The organism is Actinoallomurus soli (assembly GCF_024055715.1).
Taxonomy (GTDB): Bacteria; Actinomycetota; Actinomycetes; order Streptosporangiales; family Streptosporangiaceae; genus Actinoallomurus; species Actinoallomurus soli.
The window spans coordinates 193,067-217,837 of sequence record NZ_JAMXMV010000006.1 but is presented as its reverse complement, the minus strand read 5'-3'; the positions used below and the strand labels follow the sequence as shown (position 1 = coordinate 217,837).

Here is a 24,771-nt window from a genome sequence, read left to right as displayed (position 1 = left end):
CGACCCGAGCCGCAGCGATGAGCTCTTCGTCAGGGGGCCGGCCGGCCGAGTGCCCCGGCTCTCGGGTCTTGGGGTGGCGTAGGCCGAGGCATCCATCGACCGAGGCTCACTCCCTGCGCTGGAACTCCGGGATGCCGACTGCCGATGCCGGGTCCTCAAGCGGCCAGATCGGCATGTCTTCGGGAGCCTTCACGCGGGAGACCGAAACCCCCTGGAGGCAGGCGTCGCACCACAGAAGCGCGTAGCCGATGCGGCTTTCCCTATCGGCGATGTATCGCGCGTGAAGGCGGTCACAGGCGCAGTTGGGGCATGAGCCCGTCACGGTGTCGTCAGGCCCGGTCCGGACCTTGGCCAGTGTTCTCAGCCATGTTGCGCGATCGGTCATCAGCTCAGCCGTCCGTCACAGTAGTTCCGGTGCGGGTCTGCTGAGCCTACGTGCCGCCCGATCGGCACGGCCGGAGGGACCGGCGCCCACGCCGCACGCCCGTAGGGCGTGCCGGAGCGGGCGGCCTGCGGCGGCGCTTGCGCCGCCGCCTTGACTACTGGCTTGAGCACGTCGTGCGTCCGGCGAAGCGCTGGAACACCTACAAGAAGTACGAGCAGACCGTGCGGCTCTACCTCAAGCCGGGTCTCGGCAGTCAGCGGTTGGAGCGGCTGCGGGTCGCCAAGGTTCAGTCTTTCCTCAATGCGCAGATTTCGGCCGGCCACTCGGTGGCCAAGGTTCACATCATGCGGATGGTCCTGGGGGCCGCGCTGACGCGGGCGATGCGGGAAGAACTGATCACCGTGAACGTCGCTCGGCTGACCACCCTGCCCGCTCCTCCTGCAAAGAAGGTCAAGCCCTGGACGGCCGATGAGGCGCGGGCGTTCCTCGCCGCCGCTCGTAACGAACCGCTCTACCCGGCCTTCGTGCTCCTCCTCGTCTACGGGCTCCGCCGTGGTGAGGTGCTGGGCCTCGGCTGGGATGACGTCGACCTGGACCAGGACGTCATCGGCGTGCGCTGGCAGCTCCAGCGGGTGGACGGTGCGCTGATCAGAACCGAGGTCAAGACCGAAGCGGGCAAACGTGACCTTCCCATGCTCCCGATCATCCGAGACGCCTTCGTGGAGCTGGCCGAACGGCAGATGTTCGCCCGTCGGCGGGCCGGTGCCGACTGGCAGGAAACGGGGCTGGTCTTCACCACGAAGACGGGACGGCCGATCGAACCGCGCAACCTCGCCCGCGCCTTCGAGCGCGTCACCGCCAAGGCGGGCCTGCGCCGTATCCGGCTGCACGACCTGCGGCACACGACAGCGTCTCTGCTCAAGCGACTCGGCGTGCCTCCGAGCGATGCCAAGGAGATCCTTGGGCACGCGCGCATCTCGGTGACCCTGGAGATCTACACCCACGGAGACAACGCGAGTCACCGTGAGGGGCTGGGGAGAGTGGCGGGAGAGCTGTTCGGAGACTCGGAGCGCTAGGCCGTTGCTGTCACCGTTGCTGTCAAAAGCCCCCACCGGATCACCGATGGGGGCTTTGACGTGGGTGGGCCTAGGTGGACTTGAACCACCGGCCTCATCCTTATCAGGGATGCGCTCTAACCGACTGAGCTATAGGCCCGTGCAGCCGCCCCCGTGTCGAAGGAACCGGGGCGACGTCGAGAAACATACCCGATCGTCGGCCCCAACAGGAAATCGAATCCCGTCCTCCGGGCCGGGAGGCCGCGGTTTTACTGGTCGGCCTCCTTCAGCGTGACCTCAACGCCGCCCACGAGGTCGGCGGCCATGTTGTAGATGACCGACCAGACGGTGGCGAGAGCGGTGATGAGGAGGACGTTGAGGGTGCCGATCAGTGCGGTGTAGCCGAGGATCCGGGCGGCGGAGAACCAGCTGGCGGGGTTCAGGCCGCCGCTGGTCTTGCCCTGCAGGTCCTTGATCGTGTTGGTGAGGGCGTCGAAGACGCCGAGCGCCGACAGGATCAGGTAGAGCACGGTGACCGCGACGAACAGGACGAGGAAGCACACCAGCGACATGATGAAGCTGAACTTCATCACCGACCACGGCTCGAACCGGGCGACCTGGAGGTGGGCCTTGCGGGGTGCCTTGCGGCCGGCGGCCTTGCCGGAGGACTTACCGGGTGGGGTGGCGTCCGCGGGGCGCGGCGCGGGCTCCAGGGCGGTGGAGGAGGCGGACCCGTAGGAGGAGGACCCGGTGCTCCCGGCCGTGGAACCGGCGGAGCCGAATCCTGGACTCGTCTTTGGAATGTCCATGGACGTCGTCCTACCCGCAGGGGTGCCGGATTCCCTTGCCGTGGAGGATCCCGTGGTGGATCCCTCGTCCAGGGAGCTCTTGGACCCCCGGGAGACGAGCCGGTCCTTGCTGCCGGCGGCGTCTCCGGTGGGGTCCGGCTTCTTGGGCGGCAGCCTGAGGTCCTGGACGGTGTCCTCGCTGCCGTCCTTCTTGGCGGCCAGGTCGATGACGGTGTCCTCCGCCCGGTCTGCCGGTTCTGCCCCGTTGGCCTTGTCGTCGGTCTTCTTCACCGTCACCTCGTCGGTCGGCGGCTTGTTCGCGGCGCTGGTCCTCTTGCCGGCGCCGCCCTTGCCGCCCTTCCCGGTGGTACGCCCGGAGTCCCCGTCGGCGCCCTTTCCGGCGTTGGCCGTCATATAACCTCCCCGGGGAGGCGACGCACGTCATGACGCGCCACGAGGCGTCTCACGCGTCGCTCCCCTCCCCGGACTCTGTGTCCGGCTCAGCGTCGGTGTCCTCGATGGACTCAACGTTCCTCGCGATGGCTACCACACTGTCCCCATCGGCGAGATTCATTAGGCGTACCCCCATGGTGGAGCGGCCAGACTGCTTGATCTCGGCCGCTCGCGTACGGATGACGCCACCGCTGGCAGTCATGGCGTACACCTCATCCTCAGGCCTGACCATGAGGGCACCGACCAGTCTGCCGCGATTCTCCACGATCTTAGCGGTCAGTACGCCCTTCCCCCCACGACCGTGAATCGGGTATTGGTCGGCGGGGGTCCGCTTGGCGTATCCGCCCTCGGTCGCCACCAGCACGTCTTCACCCTCGCGGACGACGTGCATGTCGAGAACTTCCTGGCCGTCGTCGAATCGCATGCCGATGACGCCGGCGGTGGCGCGGCCCATCGGGCGCAGGACGTCGTCGCGGGCGGGGAAGCGGATGGCCTGCGCGCCGCTGCTCACCATGAGCAGGTCGTCCTCGGGGAAGACCAGGCGGGCGGCGATGACCTCGTCGCCCTCCTCGAGGTTGACGGCGATGAGACCGGCGGAGCGCGGGGAGTCGTACGCCCCCAGGGCGGTCTTCTTGACGCGGCCCTGTTTGGTGGCGAGGACGAGGTACGGGGCGACGTCGTAGTCGCGCAGGTCGAGGACCTCGGCGATGCGCTCGTCGGGCTGGAAGGCGAGCAGGTTGGCGACGTGCTGGCCTCTGCCGTCCCGCCCGGCCTCGGGGAGTTCGTACGCCTTGGCGCGGTAGACGCGGCCCTTGTTCGTGAAGAACAGGATCCAGTGGTGGGTCGTCGTCACGAAGAAGTGGTCGACGATGTCGTCCTGTTTGAGCTGCGCGCCGCGTACGCCCTTGCCGCCGCGCTTCTGGGCGCGGTACATGTCGGTCTTGGTGCGCTTGGCGTAGCCGCCGCGGGTGATGGTGACAACGACGTCCTCTTCGGCGATGAGGTCTTCCATCGACACATCGCCCTCGAAGGGGATGATCTGCGTACGGCGCTCGTCGCCGAACTTCTCGACGATGGCCCGCAGCTCGTCGCGGACGATCTCGCGCTGCCGGTCGGGCGAGGCGAGGATGTCGTTGTAGTCGGCGATCTCCGCCATGAGCTTGTCGTACTCATCGGTGATCTGCTGGCGCTCCAGGGCGGCCAGCTTGCGCAGCTGCATGTCGAGGATGGCCTGCGCCTGGATCTCGTCGATCTCCAGGAGCTGCATCAGGCCGTTCTGCGCCTCGGCGGCCGACGGCGAGCGCCGGATCAGCGCGATGACCTCTTCGATGCGGTCGAGGGCCTTGAGCAGGCCGCGCAGGATGTGGGCGCGTTCCTCGGCCTTGCGCAGCAGGAAGCGGGTGCGCCGGACGACGACGTCGATCTGGTGCTCGACCCAGTAGCGGACGAACTGGTCGAGGCGGAGCGTGCGGGGGACGCCGTCGACGAGCGCGAGCATGTTCGCGCCGAACGTCTCCTGCAGCTGCGTGTGCTTGTACAGGTTGTTGAGGACGACCTTGGCGACCGCGTCCCGCTTGAGGACGATGACGAGGCGCTGACCGGTGCGGCCGGAGGTCTCGTCGCGTACGTCGGCGACGCCGCTGATCTTGCCTTCCTTGACCTGCTCGGCGATCTTCAGCGCGAGGTTGTCCGGGTTGACCTGGTACGGCAGCTCGGTGACGACGAGGCAGGTACGGCCCTGGATCTCCTCGACCTCGACGACCGCGCGCATGGTGATCAGGCCGCGGCCCGTACGGTAGGCGTCCTCGATGCCGCGGCGGCCGACGATGAGGCCGTGGGTGGGGAAGTCCGGGCCCTTGATCCGCTCGACCAGCGCGTCGAGGAGCGCCTCGTCGGTCGCGTCGAAGTTGTCGAGGTACCACTCGACGCCGGCCGCGACCTCGCGCAGGTTGTGCGGCGGGATGTTGGTGGCCATGCCGACCGCGATGCCGGCCGAGCCGTTGACCAGCAGGTTGGGGAACCGGCTGGGCAGGACGTCGGGCTCCTGGGAGCGGCCGTCGTAGTTCGGCGAGAAGTCGACGGTCTCCTTCTCGATGTCCCGCAGCATCTCCATGGCCAGCGGCGCCATCCGGCACTCGGTGTACCGCATGGCCGCGGCCGGGTCGTTGCCGGGCGAGCCGAAGTTGCCGTTGCCGTCGACGAGGGGGTAGCGCATCGCCCACGGCTGCGCGAGGCGTACGACGGTGTCGTAGATCGAGCTGTCACCGTGGGGGTGGTAGTTGCCCATGACGTCGCCGACGACGCGGGCGCACTTGAAGTAGCCACGGTCGGGCCGGTACCCGCCGTCGTACATCGCGTAGAGCACGCGCCGGTGCACGGGCTTGAGGCCGTCGCGCACCTCGGGCAGCGCCCGCGAGACGATGACCGACATCGCGTAGTCGAGATAGCTGCGCTGCATCTCGACCTGGATGTCGACCGGTTCGATCCGGTCGGCCGGGCCTTCCGGCGGCAAGGTAACGTCCGTCACCTGAGAACCTCTTCCGCTGTTGAGTCAGTGGCCGGGTGGCGCCGGGGGTCGGTCCGGCGCCGGAGCGCCGGTCAGATGTCGAGGAAGCGCACGTCCTTGGCGTTGCGCTGGATGAACGAGCGCCGCGCCTCGACGTCCTCGCCCATGAGCACGGTGAACAGCTCGTCGGCCTGGGCGGCGTCGTCGAGCGTGACCTGGAGCAGGACGCGGTTGGCCGGGTCCATGGTGGTGTCCCACAGCTCGCTGGCGTTCATCTCGCCGAGGCCCTTGAACCGCTGGACGCCGTCGCGCGGGCGGGGGTCCCGCTTTCCGGAGGCGATGCCCGCCTCGATGACCGCGTCGCGTTCGCGGTCGGAGTAGGCGTAGTCGGAGTCGTTGCCGCGTGCGTCCCACTTGATCTTGTAAAGCGGCGGCTGGGCGAGGTAGACGTGGCCGGCCTCGACCAGGGGCTTCATGAAGCGGAACAGCAGGGTCAGCAGCAGCGTGCGGATGTGCTGGCCGTCGACGTCGGCGTCGGCCATCAAAATGATCTTGTGGTACCGCAGCTTCTCGATGTCGAACTCGTCGTGGATGCCGGTGCCCAGGGCGGTGATCATCGCCTGGACCTCGTTGTTCTTCAGGACCCGGTCGATGCGGGCCTTCTCCACGTTGAGGATCTTGCCGCGGATCGGGAGGATCGCCTGGTGCATGGCGTCGCGGCCGCCCTTGGCCGAGCCGCCCGCCGAGTCGCCCTCCACGACGTAGATCTCGCACTTGGCCGGGTCGGTCGACTGGCAGTCCGACAGCTTGCCGGGCAGCGAGGTCGACTCCAGCAGGCTCTTGCGGCGCGTCAGGTCGCGCGCCTGCCGGGCCGCGATCCGGGCGCGGGCCGCCTGCGTGGCCTTGTTGATGACCTCCTTGGCCTCACCGGGGTTGCGGTCCAGCCAGTCGCGCAGGTTCTCGTACATCGCGCGCTGGACGAACGACCGCGCCTCGGTGTTGCCGAGCTTGGTCTTGGTCTGGCCCTCGAACTGCGGGTCGGCCAGCTTGATCGAGATGATGGCGGTGAGGCCCTCGCGGACGTCCTCACCGGCGAGGTTGTCGTCCTTGCCCTCGCGTAGGAGCTTCTGCTCGCGCGCGTACTTGTTGACGACGGTCGTCAGCGCGGCGCGGAAGCCCTCCTCGTGGGTGCCGCCCTCCGCCGTGTTGATCGTGTTGGCGAAGGTGTGCACGGACTCGGAGTAGGACCCGCTCCACTGCATCGCGACCTCGACCGACATGCCGTCGGTCTCCTCGTTGAACGCGATGACCGACTCGTGGACGGTCTCCTTCTTCGCGTTGATGTAGCGGACGAAGTCCTCGATGCCGCCCTCGTAGCGGTACGTGACCACGCGCGGCTCGCCGTTGATGTGCTCCGGCCGCTCGTCGCGGAGGGTGATGGACAGGCCCCGGTTGAGGAACGCCATCTCCTGCATGCGCCGACTGAGCGTCTCGAAGTTCCACTCGAGCGTCTCGAAGATCGACCCGTCCGGCCAGAAGGTGATCGTCGTGCCGGTCTCGTCGGTCGGCTCGCCCTTCTGCAGCGGGCTCTCGGCGCCGCGCCAGCTGTAGGACTGCCGCCACACGTGGCCGTCGGTGCGCACCTCGGCCTCCAGCCGGGTGGACAGGGCGTTCACCACGGCCGATCCGACGCCGTGCAGACCACCGGAGACGGCGTACGACTTGCTGTCGAACTTGCCGCCCGCGTGCAGCGTGGTGAGGACCAGCTCGATGGCCGGTCGCTTCTCCACCGGGTGCTCGCCGACGGGGATGCCGCGGCCGTTGTCCTTGACCCGGACGCCGCCGTCGGGCATCAGCGTCACGTCGATCGTGTCGGCGTAGCCGGCCAACGCCTCGTCCACGGAGTTGTCCACGATCTCGTACACGAGATGGTGGAGGCCGCGCTCTCCGGTGGAACCGATGTACATGCCCGGGCGCTTGCGAACCGCCTCAAGGCCTTCTAGGACAGTGATCGAGCTAGCGTCGTACGCCAAGTGGAGATCCTCCTGCCGGAGGACACGCGCCGTGCAGCTCCCCGTATACACAAGCAGGGCGCCCGATCCACGGGCGGCCCGCAACGGCGATCGTGTCCTGTATCCGGCCTCCATTCTATCCGTCCTGGACCCGTTCTTGGGCCATGTAGGGCGTTCTCAGGGCGCACAAGCGACGAACAGAGCCTCCCGGAAGTCCCCCTACCGGTCCTGGGGGGTCGCGAGGCGTACGGACGACGAAAACGAATCGACCCCCGGCTCCGCAAGCCCTGTTCCACAGCCTGTGGACAGACGCCCCTTTTCAGGACGGCGGCCGGGCACGGGCGGTCAGGTACGGCGGCGGCCGCCGGTCACCCGCAGCCGGCCGGTGCCGCGCGGCGCCGAAGAGGGGCCGACGACCTTCACCCGCTGCACGGTGCCGTGCCCGAGCTCCTCGTTCAGCCGCTTCACCAGCGGGCCGGACAGCAGGCGCAGCTGCGCCGCCCAGGTGGTGGAGTCCGCCGCCACGACCAGGATCCCGTCCTCGAACGTCTGCGGCTCGGTGTGCTCGGCCAGCTCCGGCCCCACGATCTCCGGCCAGCGCCCGAACACGCCGCCCACGGCGACACGCTCCTGCCAGCCGCGGGCGGCGAGGAGCTCGCGGATGGCCGGGCCGAACGCCGTCGGGTCGCCGCCGCGCCGGGACGCACCGGTGTTACGGGAGCGCTTCTTGCGGGTCTTCCCGGGCTGGGCGCCGCGCGCCTTCGCGTCGGCCTTCGCCTGCGCGAGGGCCTCCCGCGCCAGCTCGATCCCCGACTTCGGCTTTTCCACAGGCTGTGGATCCCGCTGCTCATCGGACACGGGCGACCTCCCCACTCGAGACCTCGTACGTCGCGCCGCTGAGCCGTTCGGGCACGTCCTCGGGCACGGCCGCGGTGATCAGCACCTGCTCGGCCGGGGCCACCAGCTCGGCGAGGCGGTTGCGGCGGCCGGTGTCGAGCTCGGCGAACACGTCGTCCAGGATCAGCACCGGGTCGTCACCGTCCGCGCGCAGCAGCTCGTACGACGCGAGGCGCAGCGCGAGCGCGAACGACCAGGACTCGCCGTGGCTGGCGTAGCCGCGCGCCGGCAGGTCGCCGAGCTTCAGCAGCAGCTCGTCGCGGTGCGGGCCGACCAGGCTCACCCCTCGCTCCAGCTCGTTCTTGCGCGCCACGGCCATGCCCGTCAACAGGGCCTCGGCGAGCTGTGCACGGTCTGTGGACAACTCGGGGAGGGCGATCGACGCCCGGTACTCCAGATCGGCGGCGCCGCCGGGGGCGAGCGCGGCGTACGCCTTGGCCACCAGCGGGCCGAGCGCGGCGACCAGCTCCAGACGGGCGCCGAGGAGCTCGGCACCGGTACGGGCCAGGTGGGTGTCCCACACGTCGAGGGTGCTCAGCACCTCCGGGCCGGGCGCCCGGCGGTGCTGGGCGGCGGATTTCAACAGGGCGTTGCGCTGCTTGAGGACACGGTCGTAGTCCGAGCGCACGCCCGCGAACCGCGGCGCGCGCACGGTCAGCAGCTCGTCGAGGAACCGCCGCCGCTCCCCGGGGTCGCCCTTGACCAGGACGAGGTCCTCGGGCGCGAAGAGCACGGTCCGCAGCATCCCGAGCACCTCGCGGGGACGCTGGACGGGCGACCGGTTCAGCCGGGCGCGGTTGGCCCGGCCCGGGTTGATCTCCAGCTCGATCAGCGCCTTGCGCTCGTCGCGGACGATCCCGGCTCGTATGATCGCCCGCTGCGCGCCGTGCCTGACCAGCGGTGCGTCTGTGGACACGCGGTGGCTGCCGTGCAGCGCGACGTACCCGACGGCCTCGACGAGGTTCGTCTTGCCCTGGCCGTTCGGGCCGAGGAAGGCGCTGATCCCCGGGTCGAGGGCGATCTCCGCGGACTCGTACGACCGGAAGTCCTGCAGCGCGAGATGGGCGACGTACACCCAGACGAGGGTAGGCCCTGTGGACGGCTCCCGCTGCCCGGCCGCACACCGGCCTCACCGGGCACGGGTGCGGTCGTGGACGACGCGGCCGGCTCGCCTCGATCGACCCCTGCGGGTCCGCGGCGCGGATCACGGCGGGCCCCGGCGGTCGTCCCGCGGCGGGGGAGGATCCTCGGCCGCTACCAGGAGCCCGCCCCGGTCGTCCCCAGAACGGCCGGGATTTTCCACAGCCCTGTGGATGACCGGGTCCGTGCGCGTCCCGGAGCGCCCGGACCCGGACCGCGCCAGGGCTCGGCGCCGCGCCGTCGCTCACGAGCCCGGCGGCTCAGGACCGCCACGGCCCGGAACCGCAACGCCTCAGGAGCGCGGCGGCACTCGGCGCCGTGGCGGCTCAGGACTGCGGCGGGGTGACGTCCGCGCCGGGGGAGTCGGCGCCCTTCAGCGACTCCACCGCGTGGCCGCCGAACTGGTTGCGCAGCGCGGCGACCATCTTCATCGCCGGGGAATCGTCCTGCCGCGAGGCGAACCGCGCGAACAGCGACGCGGTGATGACCGGCAGCGGCACCGCGAGGTCCACGGCCGCCTGCACCGTCCACCGGCCCTCGCCGGAGTCCTGTGCATAACCCTTCAGGTGGGCCAGCTCCGGGTCCTCCTTCAGCGCGCGGTCGGCCAGGTCGAGCAGCCAGGACCGGATGACCGTGCCCTCGCGCCAGCTGCGGAAGGTCTCCGGGACGTTGTTGACGACGCCGCTGGCCTCCAGCAGCTCCCAGCCCTCCGCGAAGGCCTGCATCATGCCGTACTCGATGCCGTTGTGGACCATCTTGGCGAAGTGCCCGGCCCCGACCGCGCCGGCGTGCACGAAGCCGTACTCGCCCTCCGGCTTGAGCGCCTCGAAGATCGGCATGAGCTGCTTGACGTGCTCGTCGTCGCCGCCGACCATCAGCGCGTAGCCGTTCTGCAGGCCCCAGACGCCGCCGCTGACGCCGACGTCGACGAAGCCGATGCCGCGCTCGGCCAGCAGCTCCGCGTGCTTCTGGTCGTCCTGGTAGTGGGAGTTGCCGCCGTCGACGACGACGTCACCCGCGTCGAGGAGCTCCCTCAGCCGGTCGATCGTCTCCCGGGTCGGATCGCCGGCGGGCACCATGACCCATACCGCGCGCGGGGCGTTCAGCCGCTGGACCAGCTCCTCCAGGGAGCCGACATCGCTGACCGCCGGGTCACGGTCATAGCCGACGACCGTGTGCCCGGCCTGCTTGATCCGCTTGGCCATGTTGCCGCCCATGCGGCCGAGCCCGATCATCCCGAGTTCCATGAACATCTCCTCAGATGGCGCTCTGTGTCCGTCTGAGCCTAGTTACCCCGCGGATTCAGCTTGACAGCCGGATGGGCATGATCAGGTAGCGGTAGTCCGGGTCGCCCTCGTCGGCGGGCTTGCCGGTGATGACCGCGGGCTTCGTCGACGTCGTCATGGCGAGCCGTGCGACGTCCGACCCGATCGCGCTGAGCCCGTCGAGCAGGAAGTTCGGGTTGAACGCGATGTCGATGTCCTGACCGTCCAGCGAGGCGCCGAGAACTTCCACAGCCTGTGCATCGTCGCCACTGCCCGCCTCGAGCACGACCTCGTCCTGCCGGAACGACAGGCGGACCGGGGTGTTCTTCTCCGCGACCAGGCCCACGCGCTTCACGGCCTCGGCGAACGGACCCGTCTGGATCTCCGCCACGGCCGAGGTCTCCTTGGGCCACAGCGACTGGTATTTCACGAACTCCGCGTCCAGCAGGCGGGTCGTCGTACGGCGGCCGCCGCCCTCGAAGCCGATCATGCCCTCGCCGCTGCCTCCGGCCGCCAGGGCGATCGAGACCTCCGCACCCGAGGTGAGGGACTTGGCGGTGTCGGAGAGCGTCTTGGCGGGCACGAGAGCGACCGCCGAGATGTCGGGGCGCTCCGGCTTCCAGCGGAGCGTACGGACCGCGAGACGGTAGCGGTCGGTGGAGGCCAGGGTCACGGACTCGCCCTCGATCTCCACACGCACGCCGGTGAGCATGGGGAGGGTGTCGTCGCGGCCCGCGGCGATCGCGACCTGGGAGACGGCGGCGGCGAACGCGTCGCTGCCGACCGTGCCCGCCGCCGGCGGCATCTCCGGAAGGCTCGGGTAGTCCTCCACAGGCATGGTGAGGAGTGTGAACTTCGCCGACCCGCACTTCAGCGTGACCTTGGCCCCGTCGGTGGTGATCTCGACGGGTGCGGCGGGCAGGCTGCGGCAGATCTCGGCGAGCAGGCGGCCGGAGACGAGCGCGGTGCCGGGCTCGTCGGCGTCGATGTCCATCGTCATCTGGGCCGAGACCTCGTAGTCGAACGAGGACAGCTTCAACTGGTCGCCGGCCTCGATGAGCATCCCGGCCAGGACCGGCACGGGAGGCCGGACCGGCAGCGAGCGCGCGGTCCAGGCAACGGCGTCGGCGAGAACGTCTCTCTCGATGCGGAACTTCACTTTGGACCGTCTCCTGAGGTTTTGATCACCTTGTGAGGTGGAACTGAAGAAACCGTACGGGGCGAGCCCGTGGGCCCGCATGCCCCTCTACGTTTTGACTTTCTTTCTTTGTAGATACAAGGAGAGTCATCGTCATAGGGGCCGTGGATACTGTGGAGAAGCCTAGTATCCGCAGGTCAGACCGCGTTTTCGTATCCACTGCCGGTGTGCATGACCCCTGTGGATCCAGTGGACGCCTGGGGATGACGAGAATCCATCCCCACCTCGTCCACCGCCTGTCCCCACGTCATCCACCGTTTCTCCCCTCTGTTCCACAGGGTTGTCCACCGTGATCCATCCACAGGTTTTTCCCCACCCTGTGTAATCCACGATCTCGGGATAACCGCTGTGCATCGCCTGTGGACGTCTGTGGACGGCTGGGGACAACCCGGCCGGAGAGCCGTGGATCCCCGCGACATATCCCCCAACCCGCCATGGATCGCTGGGGACAACTCAGGCACCGCCGTTGCGCGCCTGCTGCTTGATGCGGTTCGTCAGCTCGGTGACCTGGTTGTAGATCGGCCGCTTCTCCGCCATCAGCTTGCGGATCTTCTTCTCCGCGTGCATGACCGTCGTGTGGTCGCGGCCGCCGAACTGCTGCCCGATCTTCGGCAGCGACAGGTCCGTCAGCTCCCGGCACAGGTACATCGCGATCTGCCGGGCCGTCACCAGCACCCGCGAGCGCGACGGCCCGCACAGCTGCTCCATGTCGATCCCGAAGTACGTCGCCGTCTGCGCCATGATCGTCGCCGCGGTGATCTCGGGGCCGCTGTCGTTGGGGATGAGGTCCTTCAGCACGATCTCGGCGAGCTGCAGGTCCACCGACTGACGGTTCAGGCTGGCGAACGCCGTCACACGGATCAGCGCGCCCTCCAGCTCCCGGATGTTCGTCGAGATCTTCGAGGCGATGTACTCCAGCACCTCCGGCGGCGCGACCAGGCCCTCCTGCACCGCCTTCTTGCGCAGGATCGCGATGCGGGTCTCCAGCTCGGGCGGCTGCACGTCGGTGATCAAGCCCCACTCGAACCGGTTGCGAAGCCGGTCCTCCAGCGTCACCAACTGCTTCGGCGCGCGGTCGCTGGAGATCACGATCTGCTTGTTCGCGTTGTGGAGGGTGTTGAAGGTGTGGAAGAACTCCTCCTGCGTCTGCTCCTTGTTCTCCAGGAACTGGATGTCGTCGACGAGGAGGATGTCGACGTCCCGGTAGCGGCGGCGGAAGTTGTCGGCCTTGCCGTCCCGGATCGCGTTGATGAAGTCGTTGGTGAACTCCTCCGAGCTCACGTACCGCACCCGCGCCCCGTTGAAGAGGCTCTGGGCGTAGTGGCCGATGGCGTGCAGCATGTGCGTCTTGCCGAGGCCGGAGTCGCCGTAGATGAACAGCGGGTTGTACGCCTTGGCCGGCGCCTCCGCCACCGCCACGGCCGCCGCGTGCGCGAACCGGTTGGACGAGCCGATCACGAACGTGTCGAAGGTGTACTTCGGGTTCAGCCGCGCGGGCTCGCTCGCCTTCTCGGCCGGGTCCGACGACGGGCGGGACTGCCATCCGCCTCCGGGCACGGCGCCGGGCGTCGGCACGAACGGGTCGCGGCGGCCGCCCGGGACGTTCGGCAGGCCCGGCTGGTCGGGGCGGCGCTGCGGGTCCTGTGCGTACGGTCCGCCCGGACCCCCGGGGCCGCCCGGCCCTCCAGGGCCGCCGGGACCGGCCGGTGCGCCGTACTGGTCGCGGTAGGCGTCGCCGCGGTAGGGGCCGCCGCCGTACTGCTGGTCCGCGCGGTACCGCTCACCGCCGTACCGCTCACCGCCGTACTGGTCATTGCCGTACGGGGCGGTCCCCCGCTCCCCGTACCCGCCGGCACCCGGCCCGCCGGCGCTGCCCGGGTCGCCGTATCCGCCGGGGTTCGGGCCGCCGGGGTTCGGGCCTGCGGGGCTCGGGCCGCCGGGGGGCTGCGCGTCACCGTACGCGGCGCCGCCCGGGTCACCGTACGGAGCGACGCCGGGGTCGCCGTACGGCGTGGGGCCCGGGTCGCCGTACGAGGCCGGGCCCGGGTCGCCGTATCCGCCCGGGTCGCCGGCCGGCCCGCGCGTCGTGAACCGCGGGCCGTCGAGGCGGTACCCGCCGGGGCCGTGGGACGGCTGCTCGTGATCGGTCTCCGGCTCCGCGGGAACCTGGCGCTCGGCGGACGGCGACGGGTCCGGCTGCACGGTGACCACCACGCGGATGTCCCGGCCGAGCTGGGCGGACAGCACCTCGGTGATGAACGGGTGCAGGCGGTTCTCCAGGACCTCCTTGGCGAACTCGTTCGGCGTCGCGAGCAGCGCGGTGTCCTCGACCAGGGCCAGCGGCCGGGTCATGGAGAGCCAGGCGCGGTGCTGCGGGGGCAGGTCGGTGGGCAGGGCCTCCAGGGCTCTCGTCCACACGAGCGCAAGATCCAGCCCGTCCATATCCTGGTTCCCTCCCTCGAAGCGGCCGGCGCCCGGCAGCGGGCGTTGTCCTCCCGCGAAACGTCAGACGAACACTCTCTCACGCGTCATCCACAGGGTTGTCCACAACTTGTGCACAAGCCCCGGCGTTATTGGGGATATGTGTGTTCGGTTTGACCGGAGGGCGGCGCAGACCGTAACGTACGACGGTCGAGTCGCATCGACGGCGGTGCTGCGCGCCCGCAGGTCGTCCGGTCCCTTTGCCGGGTCACGGCGCCCGATGCGACATCCGCACGTTGACCGCAGCACCCCACTGGAGTCTCGAGTGAGCAAGCGTACGTACCAGCCGAACAACCGCCGCCGGCACAAGAAGCACGGCTTCCGGCTTCGTATGCGCACCCGTGCGGGGCGGGCGATCCTGTCGTCGCGCCGCCGCAAGGGCCGCGCTCAAGTCGCGGTCTGAGTAGCGGCGGCTGTGCTGCCGTCCGGACACCGGATGCGGCGGCGAGAAGAGTTCACCTCGGCCGTTCGGCGCGGCGATCGTGCCGGACGGCCTACTCTCGTTCTTCACCTGCAGTTCCGGGATGACGTCGACGAGCCCGCCCGTGTCGGTTTCACCGTCGGCCGCCAGGTCGGCGTGGCCGTCGTCCGCAACCGGGTTCGTCGCAGGCTCCGGCATATCGTGCGCGAACACCTGCATCGCCTCGCACCGGGTAGCCTGCTTGTCGTGCGGGCCAACGCGAAGGCGGCGACCGCACGCCACGAGGAACTCGCCGCGGATCTCGACGCGGCACTCGACCGGCTCCTGCGGCGACAGGTCAAGAGGCGGACATGACGGACAAGCCGACGCTCGCGGCTCGGGCCCTGATGGTGCCCATCGTCTTCTATCGTCGGTTCATCAGCCCGCTCCTCGGCCCGGTCTGCCGCTACCAGCCGACCTGCAGCGCCTACGCACTGGAGGCGCTTCGCACCCACGGCGCCCTCCGCGGATGCTGGCTGGCGGTGCGTCGCATCGCCCGCTGCCACCCCTTCCACGCCGGCGGATACGACCCCGTCCCGCCGCGGAAGGGCCGAGCACCACAAGACCTCACGCCGCGCGAGAGCGGCACTGTTTCGGAGAGCACATAGGAGCCAGCCGGTGAGTCTCAGCTTCCTCAGTCCGCTGTTCGAGGCCGTAGCGTGGGTGATCGTACAGATCCACGCCGGCCTGAGCCTGATCTTCCCGGCGGACAGCGGATGGGCGTGGGGCCTGTCGATCTTCCTGCTGACCGTCCTCATGCGGATCATCATCTTCCCGCTGTTCGTCAAGCAGATCCACGCGTCCCGCAAGATGCAGGAACTGCAGCCGCAGGTGCAGGCGCTGCGCAAGAAGTACAAGAAGGACAAGCAGCGCCTCAACCAGGAGATGATGAAGCTCTACCAGGAGGCGGGCGCCAACCCGCTGTCCGGGTGCCTTCCGCTCGTGGTGCAGTTCCCCATCTTCATCTCGCTGTACAACGTGCTGCGCGCGATCTCCACGGCGAAGCCCGGTGAGTCGAAGTACGGCGTCTCGGCCAAGCTGATCTACAGCGCCCAGCACGCCCACATCTTCGGCGCCCACATCCCCTCGACGTTCAAGGACGCCTTCTCCAGCGGCCACGTCGGCGCGATGATCGTCACCGGTGCCGCCGTCGTGATCAGCTCGACGACCACGTTCTTCACGATGAAGTCGAGCGTCGGCCGGTCGATGCAGAGCATGACGGCCGACAACCCGATGATGCAGTCGCAGAAGTACCTGGTGTACCTCTCGCCGCTGTTCGGCCTCTTCGGCCTCACGCTGCCGCTGGGCGTCCTGATCTACTGGGTCACCACCAACTCCTGGACCCTGGCCCAGTCGCACTACGTGTACAAGAAGTACCCGATGCCGAAGCCCGGTGCTGAGGGCAACGGCGCCGCGGCCGCCAAGCCGGCCGCCGGGACCAAGACCGGGACCGCCAAAACCACCACCGCCAAGGCGGGCACCGCGAAGACCACCCGGACCGCGGTCAAGAACGGCGCCGCGAAGCCCGCGACGGGCAACGCGCTCGTGGGTAAGGCGAAGAAGAAGGAGCCCGAGGCGGAGGAGCCGGTGGAGCCGGTGGACGACACGCCGAAGGCGGTACGGCACCAGCCGTCACGCCAGTCGCGGAGCAAGAGGAAGCGATAGCGTGACTTCCCAGTCCAGCCGCAGCACGCAAGAGGAGCCCGGAGTGAGCCAAGCCGAAGCCGAGACCGAGGAGACCGCGAAGGTCGACATCAAGGCGCTCGAGCAGGAAGGCGAGATCGCGGCGGATTACATCGAGGGCCTGCTGGACATCGCCGACCTCGACGGCGACATCGACATGGACGTCGAGGGCGAGCGGGCGCTGGTGTCCGTCGTCGGCGCCACGCTGGACGAGCTCGTCGGCCGCAAGGGCGAGGTGCTGGAGGCGCTCCAGGAGCTGACCCGTCTCGCGGTGCACCGCCAGACGGGGGAGCGGAGCCGGCTCATGCTCGACGTCGGCGGCTTCCGCGAGCGCCGCCGGTCGGAGCTGTCCAAGCTCGGCACCGAGGTCGGTGAAGAGGTCAAGCGCACCGGGGAGCCCAAGGCCCTGTCGCCGATGACGCCGTTCGAGCGCAAGGTCGTCCACGACGCGATCGCCGCCATGGGCCTGCGCAGCGAGTCGGAGGGCGAGGAGCCCAACCGGTACGTCGTGGTCTACGCCGAATAACCCGTTGGCCGCCGCCGAGCCCGGCGACACACCGGGCCGAGCGAACGCCGCACCCGGCTGGACGAACAGACCGGCCCGCGCAGCCGGCCGCAAGCCGAGAGGCCCCGCCACTGACGGAGTGGCGGGGCCTCTGTCTGTTCTGACTGGGATGCGGCCGGTCAGCCCACGGCGGGTCGTGTCGGCTTATTCCGGCTCATACCTCGTGACGTCGCGGCGGCCTCCCGAAATGGGCCGTGGGCGGACAGGGGACTCCGCGCGCTGGGCGGGCTCTCGGACGACGACCGTGGGGCTCTCCTCCTGGGTGACGAACACCGGGTCGTCCTCGACGATCTGCGCGACCTGGCGGCGGCGGCGCGGACGCGTGTAGGCGAAGGTGATGGCCAGCCACGCGGCGCCGACGAACATCAGGATCCATCCGATCATCTGGATGTCGATCCCGCTGACGTGGAAATTGAAGGCGAAGGCGAGGATCGCTCCGATCGCGATGAACGCCAGGCCCGTTCCGATGCCCATCTGAGACGGCTCCTTCCGGGGATGGATCGGCCAGCGGGAGACGTACCCGGTCCACGCGAGATATGCACAGGGCCGCAGTTTCCTTATGAGGAAGGCGAGCCGACCTGCGACGACCTCGATTCTTCTGAGCGGATCGAGCCGGGCGGACCAGGCTCCGAGCATTCATTCGAACGGTACGGCCCGAGTCCGCGCCGGCCGGGAATCGACACGAGCGGCAGGGGACGACCGCCGGGACTCGGCACCACCGGCCGGGGGCGTCCGCCGGGAATCCGGTAGGCGCGGCCGGGGACCTGGTCCGGGAGTTCGGTGCAGACAGGCGGAGGACATCGGCCGGGAACCCGTGCGAGCGGGCGTGGGCGCCTGACGCAAATCCGGTACGGGGTACCTGCCCCGTACCGGCTTCGCGGTCGTCCGTGTCCTTTCTGCTTGATTAGCGGGACATTCCGCGATCCGGGGACGTGTCAGGGCTGCAACCGGTTGAATCCGTGCTTCGCCGCGCCGCGCTCCTCGGGTTCTGCGCACCTCTCGATGCGGCGATCGTGGCCGAGGTGTCGCCGGCCGCGCGGGTCGGCGTTTCCGGGAGGCCATGCGATGTGGAAGCATTCCATCACTGTGGGGACCCATACGACGTTTCTGAGCCGCTGAGCCATGGCACTACTTCCTGCGCCGTCGATCGCCCGCGAGATCTTCGCCGACGCGCTGCCTTCCGCCGAGAGATACGCCGAGTTCCTCGCCGGTCCCGGAGTCGAACGCGGACTCATCGGGCCGCGGGAGGTCGATCGCCTGTGGGAGCGGCACCTGCTCAACTGCGCCGTGATGGCGGAGGTGATCCCGGCCGACGCGACCGTCGTCGACATCGGCTCGGGCGCGGGACTCCCGGGACTCGTGCTGGCCATCGCCCGTACGGATCTGTCGATGACGCTTCTCGAACCCCTCCTTCGCCGGACCGTGTTCCTGCAGGAGTGCGTCGACCTCCTCGGGCTGCCCAACGTGGAGGTCCGCCGGGCCCGGGCGGAAGAGGTCGCCGAGGAGTTCGCCGTCGACGTCGTCACGGCCCGGGCGGTGGCGCCGCTGGAGCGGCTGGTGGGGTGGGCACTCCCCCTGCTGCGGCCGGGCGGCGAGCTCCTGGCGCTGAAGGGCGAGCGCGCGGTGGACGAACTCGAGCAGGCGGGCGCGATTCTGAGTGAATTCGGCGTTCGCGACGCGGAGGTCCTCCAGGTGGGTCACGGTAAAGTCGAGCCTCCGGCGACGATCGTCCGTGTCGTCGCCGGCAAGGCTCCGCGACCTTCGGGGAAACGGACGAGTTCTCGTCGCGGCGGGCGCCGGCGCGGCGAACGAAAGAGGTGACGAGCCTTGACGACAGCAGAGGGTTTGGGCTGGCCGGACCGCGCGGGAGCGTCTTCACGGCAATCCTCCGGACTCGGCTGGCCGGGTGCGTCGGCGGCCGCACCTCCGTCCGCGAGGGCGGCGGCAGGCGTGGCGCGGTCGGCGGTCCCGCCCGCGACGGTGTCTCCAGAGGCGGTGGCACCCCCAGAGCCGGTGACGCCTCCGGAGTCGGTGGCATCCCCGGCCGCCGAGCCCACGGGAGCACCCGTCTCGCCGTCGGAGCAGATCGCCGCCTCCGTAGTTGAGGAGCAGGCGGTCGAGACCGCCACCGCGACGACCCCGCCCGCTGTCGATCCTGTCAATGAGACGTCGCAACGTGTCCCGGTCCATGGGGAGTCGAAGTTGGTAAGTGAGGCACTCAAGTCGGCCGATGTTTCACGTGAAACAGCGCAGCCGATAGTGCGGGCGACGGCGGCCGCGTTCAAGGCGGTCGCGAAGCGGGATGAGAAGGAATGGCCGAGGCCGCCTAAGTGCCGCATCATCACGATCGCCAACCAGAAGGGCGGCGTCGGGAAGACGACGAGCACGGTGAACCTGGCGGCCGCTCTGGCCATGCACGGCTCACGAGTGCTCGTGATCGACCTCGACCCGCAGGGGAACGCGTCGACCGCCTTGGGCGTCGAGCACCACGCCGACATCCCGTCCGTGTATCACGTCATCCTCGAGGGCGGACCGTTCGAGGACATCGTTGTTCCGGCCGAGGGGCTGCCCAATCTCTACTGCGCGCCGGCCACGCTGCACCTGGCGGGTGCGGAGGTCGACCTCGTGCCGATGGTGGCGCGAGAAGGCCGGTTGCGTCGCGCGCTGGAGGCGTACGACACCGGCAAGTTCGACTACGTGCTCATCGACTGCCCGCCGTCGCTGGGTCTGCTCACCGTCAATGCCCTGACGGGCGCCGACGAGCTGCTCATCCCCATCCAGACGGAGTACTACGCGCTCGAGGGTCTCACGCAGCTGCTGCACACGGTGGATCTCGTCAGGCAGCACCTGAACCCGAGCCTCGCCGTGTCGACGATCCTCCTGACGATGTACGACGCGCGGACCCGCCTGGCGGCGCAGGTCGCGGACGAGGTGCGGAGCCACTTCGGCGACCTCGTGCTCAGCACGGTCATCCCCCGGAGCGTCCGGGTCTCCGAAGCGCCCAGCTACGGCGAGTCGGTGCTGACCTATGATCCGAGTTCCAGCGGTGCGCTCGCCTACACGGAGGCGGCCCGCGAGATGGCCTACCGGGGCGCGGAGACCGGTGCATGATGAGCAGCAGGACGCCGGGGCGCGTCAGGGCTTCGGTCGCGACGGTTGACGCTTCACAGCGACGTAGTGCTAGGGAAGGTACGAAGTGAGCCAGCCACGCCGGGGTCTGGGTAAGGGACTGGGCTCGTTGATCCCGACGGCGCCCGCACAGCCGGCGTCGCCGCCGGCCGCCGACTCAGGCCGGTTCGATGGTGCGCCGCAGCCGCAACCGGTGGCGGGCGCGCACTTCGCCGAGGTGCCGATCTCGGAGATCACCCCGAACCGACGGCAGCCACGGGAGACCTTCGACGAGGCCGCGCTCGAGGAGCTCGCCGCCTCGATCAGAATCGTCGGCCTCCTCCAGCCGGTCGTCGTCCGCGAGCTCGGTCCAAACCGCTACGAGCTCATCATGGGCGAGCGGCGGCTGCGCGCTTCCAAGATGGCGGAGCTGGAGAAGATCCCGGCGATCGTCCGGGACACCGGCGACGACGACATGCTGCGCGACGCCCTCATGGAGAACCTCCACCGGCAGCAGCTCAACGCGCTGGAGGAGGCCGCCGCGTACCGGCAGCTGCTCGACGACTTCGGTGCGACGCACGAAGAGCTGGCCGTCCGGATCGGGCGCTCCCGGCCGCACATCACCAACACGCTGCGGCTGCTGAACCTGCCCCCCGTCGTCCAGCGGCGCGTCGCCGCCGGGGTCCTCAGCGCCGGGCACGCGCGGGCGCTCCTCAGCCTGGAGAGCGCCGAACAGCAGGAGTACCTGGCGAAGCGGATCGTCGAGGAAGGGCTCTCGGTCCGGGCCGTCGAAGAGCTGATCACTCTCGGCGAGGTCGGCGAGACGAAGAAGGCGGCCCGGCAGAAGGCGCCGAACCGGCCGGAGAATCCTCGCATCCGGGAGCTGGCCTCCGAGCTGTCGGAGCTCTACGAGACCAAGGTGCGGGTCGACCTGGGCCAGCGCAAGGGCAAGATCGTGGTCGAGTTCGCCACGCTCGAGGACCTCGAGCGGATCGTCGACGCGATGACGCCGGACAGTCGTCCGCGCGCCTAGCTCCGTCCGGACGGCTGGTTTCACGTGAAACATCGACCATCCGTTCACGAAGTGGTGGGTTGAACTAAAGCTCTAAGCTCCCGCTGAGCGGGAATAGGTCTCGGGGAATGAAGGCGCTCCGCCCACGAAGGGGGCCTGGCCGGTGTCGCGTCGTCTGGTGAACATCACGCTCGACAATCTTGACGATCTGCCATCGCGGTGTCGCAGCTGCGTGTTCTGGGAGCTCGATCCGGTGAGCATGCAGCGGGCCGAGGACTGCGGTAACACGGAGCTGGAGAAGGAGGCGTGGATCTCCGCCACGCTCCTCGAATGGGGGAGCTGCGGCAAGATCGTGTACGTCGACGGCGTGCCCGCGGGGTACGTCCTGTTCGCACCACCGCTGTACGTTCCGCGCTCCGTGGCCTTTCCGACGAGCCCAGCGAGTGCCGACGCCGCTCTCCTGATGACCGCGCACATCGTGCCGGAGTTCCAGGGCGGCGGACTCGGGCGGATGCTCGTGCAGGGAGTCGCCAAGGATCTGACCCGCCGAGGGATCCGGGCGATCGAGGCCTTCGGCGATCTCAAGTGGGAGAAGCCCGGCTGCGTCCTGCCGGCCGAGTACATGCTGGCGGTCGGTTTCAAGACCGTACGGCCGCACCACCGGTACCCGCGCCTGCGGCTCGAGCTGAAGTCCGCCATTTCCTGGCGTGAGGACGTCGAGGTCGCGCTGGAACGACTTCTCGGCTCCATGTCCCCGGAAGGCGCCCTCCGGCCCGTCTGACGGCCTCTCACGCCCGCTGCCGCCCTCACCTCCGCCGATCGACCCACTGCCGGCCTATCCGCTGTGGGCCCACCCGAGCCGGCGGCCCGCCACTGGTTCCTCCGGGCCGCCCGCCCGGCACCCGCCCGCCCGCCACACACCACCCCACTGCTCACCCGCCGTCGGCTCACCCGCCGTCGATTCATCCAGGGTGGCGGCGCCGTCGGCCCCTCCGGCCTGACCACCTGCCGTCGACCTAACTGCCGTCGGCCCACTCACGACGCACCACCCACCGCTGACCGGCCGTCGTCGACCTCCCCGCCGTCGGTCCACGCGCTGCCGACCCGCCATCGGCCCGCGGGGTCGACGGCCGTTGCCGATCCCTCCGGGCCGACCGCCCGGCGCCGGCCGGTCCCCTTACGCACCACCCGCGCATAGGCGTCGACCGCTCGGAGTTCGGCACCCGCTGCGCGGCCCTACGGCGCGCGGGGCGACCGCGCGCCGGACGACGACGCCGGCCCTACTGCGCGGGGGTGACGGTGCCCGTCAGGTGCGTACTCCCGCTGCCATGACGCGAGGACGGAACGCATCGTCGGAAAACCGTTTGAGCCTTCCTCCCGCGTTCCCGTAGGTTGCCTGCGGCCCCGTCGCAGTGAGAACAGAGGACAAGACCGCGTGACCCCGCCTGCTCTTCAGACCTGACACCTTCTTCCACTCGCCTGTAGCCGACGCTCCTGTCGGTCCTGCCGGGCTGCTCTGGTGCGCCCGGTCATACAGCGTTCGAGACCGCGCGCAATCGGCCTCGTGTCAGATCTAGAGGGCTCATTGTCTTCACAACCTCATACCGTGCTGCCCTGGGTCGTTCGCCGGACCAGGCTGCCTCTGCTGTCGTTGCGGTGCGTGGACTGCCGGTCGGAGTCGGCCACCACCGGCGAGGGCAGGTTCCGCGTCAACGCCAACGCCAAATGGCTGGGCGTGTGGCTGCTGGTCCGCTGCGTATCCTGCGATCGGACGAGCAAACTCACCGGGCACGAGCGAGCGCCGGTCAGCTCCTTCGATCCGGCCGAGCTCCACGGCTACCGCGTCAACGATCCGGAACTGGTGGCGGCCAGGCTGTTGGATCCGCTGATCGCCCGGCGTAACCGCTTCACCCTGGACTGGACGGGGGCCTGGCGGCTGGACGCCCCGTCGGCACGGCTCGACGAGGCGCTGCCGGTCCAGGTGGAGGTCGTCTTCGAGGATCCGGTCCCGGTGCGCCCGGAACGGCTCATCGCGCAAGGGCTCGGCCTCAGCAGGAACGAGGTACTGCGCCGGATCAAGTGCGACATTCCGCTGCGCCGTCCGACGAGCACCGGATTCACCTTTACCGTGATGGCCGGAGAGTAGCGGGGATGTAGCCGCGGCGGGCCACCCGGCCCGCCCGGCTGCCCAGCGACACGAGAGTGTCAGTAGCCTGCTCACTCCCTCTCGGCCTTCGGAATCCCGCAGCAGGGTGTCGCGACATTCCGCCGGCACCGCCATGATCCGCGGACGGCGACTCACGGAAGGATCACGGAACGAGGCACGTCCGGGAGGCCCGCGAACATCGGCGGGCGAGAGGCGGCAGGGAGGCGCTGTGCAAGGCGACACGCCGCGCATTCAGGGATCATCGTGCCCATGGAGTGCCCGTCAAGGCGTTCGGAGAGAGCTCGGAGGGCCCGATGAGCCCCCTGGGCTCCGAGAGGCTACTGAAGCGCTCCGACCCCGGGATTGAGCCGATCACACCAGCACGGTCACGTTCACCCGCCAGCGGAGCTCTGGTGAGTTTCCGCAGGCCAGGGGGCATGAAATGGCGGTGGCCCCGTGCGAGAACACGGGGCCACCGCCGACCTGGCCGCGGGAGGCCGGGAAACTTGCGGGAATCAGGCGCCGAGGAGAGGCACGGAGGAGGAGAACTGCTGCGGGGTCAGCTCCGCGAGCCCCTCTTCCTGCAGCCAGTGCTCGGCGTCGAGCGCCGCCGCGGCACCGGTGCCGGCCGCGGTGATCGCCTGGCGGTAGCGGTGGTCGACGACGTCACCGGCGCCGAAGACGCCGGCGATGTTGGTGTGGGTCGTCGGCGCCGAGACGCGGAGATACCCCTCCTCGTCCAGCTCCAGCTGGTCGGCGAACAGCTCGGTGCGCGGCTCGTGGCCGATCGCGATGAACAGACCCGACAGCTCGAGGTCGCGCTCCTCGCCGGTGGTGAGGTCGCGGAGCCGGACGCCGGTCAGCTTCTCCTCACCGAGGATCTCGGCGACCTCGCTGTTCCAGGCGAACTTGATCTTCTCGTTGGCGAACGCCCGGTCCTGCATGATCCGGCTGGCGCGGAGCTTGTCGCGCCGGTGGATGATGGTGACCGACCGAGCGAACCGGGTGAGGAAGATCGCCTCTTCCATGGCGGAGTCACCGCCGCCGACGACCGCGATGTCCTTGTCGCGGAAGAAGAATCCGTCACAGGTGGCACACCAGGAGACGCCGCGTCCAGAGAGCTGCTTCTCCTTCGGCAGCCCGAGCTCGCGGTACTTCGACCCGGTGGCGATCACGACCGCCTTGGCGTAGTAGGTGTCGTCGCCGACCTTGACGACCTTCGGCGAGGCGTTCAGGTCGACCTCGGTCACGTCGTCGGCGACGAGGTCGGCGCCGAAGCGCTCGGCCTGCTTGCGCAGGTTGTCCATCAGGTCGGGACCGATGATGCCGTCGGGGAAGCCCGGGAAGTTCTCCACGTCGGTGGTGTTCATCAGAGCGCCACCGGCGGTCACGGAGCCCTCGAAGACCAGCGGCCGGAGGTCTCCCCGTGCCGCGTAGATCGCTGCGGAGTATCCCGCCGGCCCCGAACCGATGATGATCACGTTCCGGACGTCGCTCACCACAGTGCCTCTCTCTGATCGCGTCCGCGGAGCACGTGCCCGGTCCTGGGTGGCCCGGTCACCTCCGCTCGCAGTGCCCTTAAACCGATCCTAGGGCGCGGGCATTCCCGCTCACGCA

At 69.3% G+C, this 24,771-nt stretch carries 21 protein-coding genes and 1 tRNA gene; 11 read left to right on the top strand and 11 right to left on the bottom strand.

All coding sequences use genetic code 11. The features are described from left to right. Nucleotides 1-435 precede the first annotated feature (435 nt). Nucleotides 436-1,461, top strand: a complete 1,026-nt coding sequence (locus NDW01_RS17560) for a site-specific integrase (RefSeq protein ID WP_308211723.1) — start codon at nucleotides 436-438, stop codon at nucleotides 1,459-1,461. A gap of 65 nt (nucleotides 1,462-1,526) precedes the next feature. Here the strand turns inward: NDW01_RS17560 and NDW01_RS17555 are convergent. The 9 genes from NDW01_RS17555 to dnaA form a co-directional block, all read right to left on the bottom strand. Then, nucleotides 1,527-1,600 (bottom strand) — tRNA-Ile (locus NDW01_RS17555). 109 nt (nucleotides 1,601-1,709) lie between these two features. Continuing rightward, the gene (locus NDW01_RS17550; RefSeq protein WP_252821806.1) at nucleotides 1,710-2,642 is read right to left on the bottom strand and encodes a DUF3566 domain-containing protein; all 933 of its coding nucleotides are present in this window, start codon (nucleotides 2,640-2,642) and stop codon (nucleotides 1,710-1,712) included. Nucleotides 2,643-2,691: 49 nt separating this feature from the next. Continuing rightward, nucleotides 2,692-5,208, bottom strand: a complete 2,517-nt coding sequence (gene gyrA / locus NDW01_RS17545) for a DNA gyrase subunit A (protein ID WP_308211722.1) — start codon at nucleotides 5,206-5,208, stop codon at nucleotides 2,692-2,694. Nucleotides 5,209-5,279: 71 nt separating this feature from the next. After that, complete coding sequence (gene gyrB, locus NDW01_RS17540; RefSeq protein ID WP_256512187.1) at nucleotides 5,280-7,220, bottom strand: DNA topoisomerase (ATP-hydrolyzing) subunit B; 1,941 nt, start codon at nucleotides 7,218-7,220, stop codon at nucleotides 5,280-5,282. Between the two features lie 324 nt (nucleotides 7,221-7,544). After that, nucleotides 7,545-8,057, bottom strand: a complete 513-nt coding sequence (locus NDW01_RS17535) for a DUF721 domain-containing protein (RefSeq protein ID WP_252821804.1) — start codon at nucleotides 8,055-8,057, stop codon at nucleotides 7,545-7,547. Next, nucleotides 8,047-9,171: a DNA replication/repair protein RecF gene (gene recF, locus NDW01_RS17530; RefSeq protein ID WP_252821802.1), complete on the bottom strand. Its 1,125-nt coding sequence runs from the start codon at nucleotides 9,169-9,171 to the stop codon at nucleotides 8,047-8,049. Before recF ends, NDW01_RS17535 begins: the two co-directional genes overlap by 11 nt. 391 nt (nucleotides 9,172-9,562) lie before the next feature. Beyond that, nucleotides 9,563-10,483 carry a phosphogluconate dehydrogenase (NAD(+)-dependent, decarboxylating) gene (gene gnd, locus NDW01_RS17525; protein ID WP_252821800.1) on the bottom strand — a complete coding sequence of 307 codons (921 nt, stop codon included), beginning with the start codon at nucleotides 10,481-10,483 and terminating at the stop codon, nucleotides 9,563-9,565. Between the two features lie 55 nt (nucleotides 10,484-10,538). Beyond that, the gene (gene dnaN / locus NDW01_RS17520) at nucleotides 10,539-11,660 is read right to left on the bottom strand and encodes a DNA polymerase III subunit beta (RefSeq protein WP_252781309.1); all 1,122 of its coding nucleotides are present in this window, start codon (nucleotides 11,658-11,660) and stop codon (nucleotides 10,539-10,541) included. 492 nt (nucleotides 11,661-12,152) lie between these two features. Next, the gene (dnaA, locus tag NDW01_RS17515) at nucleotides 12,153-14,141 is read right to left on the bottom strand and encodes a chromosomal replication initiator protein DnaA (protein ID WP_252821798.1); all 1,989 of its coding nucleotides are present in this window, start codon (nucleotides 14,139-14,141) and stop codon (nucleotides 12,153-12,155) included. A gap of 304 nt (nucleotides 14,142-14,445) precedes the next feature. Between dnaA and rpmH the strand changes: the two genes are divergently transcribed. Genes rpmH through NDW01_RS17490 form a run of 5 tightly spaced genes read left to right on the top strand, consistent with a single transcriptional unit; the run spans nucleotide 14,446 to nucleotide 16,849 of the window. Continuing rightward, entirely contained in the window at nucleotides 14,446-14,583 is a 138-nt protein-coding gene (rpmH, locus tag NDW01_RS17510; protein ID WP_252781307.1) for a 50S ribosomal protein L34, read from the top strand. 33 nt (nucleotides 14,584-14,616) lie between these two features. Beyond that, nucleotides 14,617-14,955, top strand: a complete 339-nt coding sequence (rnpA, locus tag NDW01_RS17505) for a ribonuclease P protein component (protein ID WP_252821797.1) — start codon at nucleotides 14,617-14,619, stop codon at nucleotides 14,953-14,955. After that, nucleotides 14,952-15,248, top strand: coding sequence for a membrane protein insertion efficiency factor YidD (gene yidD / locus NDW01_RS17500; protein ID WP_252781305.1), 297 nt, complete (start codon nucleotides 14,952-14,954; stop codon nucleotides 15,246-15,248). Before rnpA ends, yidD begins: the two co-directional genes overlap by 4 nt. A 10-nt stretch (nucleotides 15,249-15,258) precedes the next feature. After that, on the top strand, nucleotides 15,259-16,305 hold the full coding sequence (gene yidC / locus NDW01_RS17495) for a membrane protein insertase YidC (protein ID WP_252821795.1): 1,047 nt from the start codon (nucleotides 15,259-15,261) through the stop codon (nucleotides 16,303-16,305). Nucleotides 16,306-16,348: 43 nt separating this feature from the next. Beyond that, on the top strand, nucleotides 16,349-16,849 hold the full coding sequence (locus NDW01_RS17490) for a Jag family protein (RefSeq protein WP_252781303.1): 501 nt from the start codon (nucleotides 16,349-16,351) through the stop codon (nucleotides 16,847-16,849). Nucleotides 16,850-17,032: 183 nt separating this feature from the next. Here NDW01_RS17490 and NDW01_RS17485 read toward each other — a convergent pair whose 3' ends face one another. Next, the gene (locus NDW01_RS17485; protein WP_252781302.1) at nucleotides 17,033-17,362 is read right to left on the bottom strand and encodes a DUF6458 family protein; all 330 of its coding nucleotides are present in this window, start codon (nucleotides 17,360-17,362) and stop codon (nucleotides 17,033-17,035) included. A 648-nt stretch (nucleotides 17,363-18,010) separates the two neighbouring features. On the opposite strand from NDW01_RS17485, the gene rsmG reads away from it, so the two are divergent. The 5 genes from rsmG to NDW01_RS17460 all read left to right on the top strand — a co-directional run bounded on the left by rsmG (nucleotide 18,011) and on the right by NDW01_RS17460 (nucleotide 23,154). Continuing rightward, on the top strand, nucleotides 18,011-18,709 hold the full coding sequence (gene rsmG, locus NDW01_RS17480; RefSeq protein WP_252821793.1) for a 16S rRNA (guanine(527)-N(7))-methyltransferase RsmG: 699 nt from the start codon (nucleotides 18,011-18,013) through the stop codon (nucleotides 18,707-18,709). Nucleotides 18,710-19,144: 435 nt separating this feature from the next. Further along, entirely contained in the window at nucleotides 19,145-19,999 is an 855-nt protein-coding gene (locus NDW01_RS17475) for a ParA family protein (RefSeq protein WP_406567733.1), read from the top strand. 85 nt (nucleotides 20,000-20,084) lie between these two features. Next, entirely contained in the window at nucleotides 20,085-21,029 is a 945-nt protein-coding gene (locus NDW01_RS17470; RefSeq protein WP_252821791.1) for a ParB/RepB/Spo0J family partition protein, read from the top strand. A 142-nt stretch (nucleotides 21,030-21,171) separates the two neighbouring features. Beyond that, nucleotides 21,172-21,789 (top strand): GNAT family N-acetyltransferase, encoded by a 618-nt coding sequence (locus NDW01_RS17465; RefSeq protein WP_252821789.1) that lies wholly within the window; start codon nucleotides 21,172-21,174, stop codon nucleotides 21,787-21,789. 825 nt (nucleotides 21,790-22,614) lie between these two features. Beyond that, nucleotides 22,615-23,154, top strand: coding sequence for a DUF1062 domain-containing protein (locus NDW01_RS17460; protein WP_252821787.1), 540 nt, complete (start codon nucleotides 22,615-22,617; stop codon nucleotides 23,152-23,154). Between the two features lie 515 nt (nucleotides 23,155-23,669). On the opposite strand, the gene trxB is transcribed toward NDW01_RS17460, so the two are convergent. Further along, on the bottom strand, nucleotides 23,670-24,653 hold the full coding sequence (trxB, locus tag NDW01_RS17455) for a thioredoxin-disulfide reductase (protein ID WP_252821785.1): 984 nt from the start codon (nucleotides 24,651-24,653) through the stop codon (nucleotides 23,670-23,672). Between the last annotated feature and the right edge of the window lie 118 nt (nucleotides 24,654-24,771).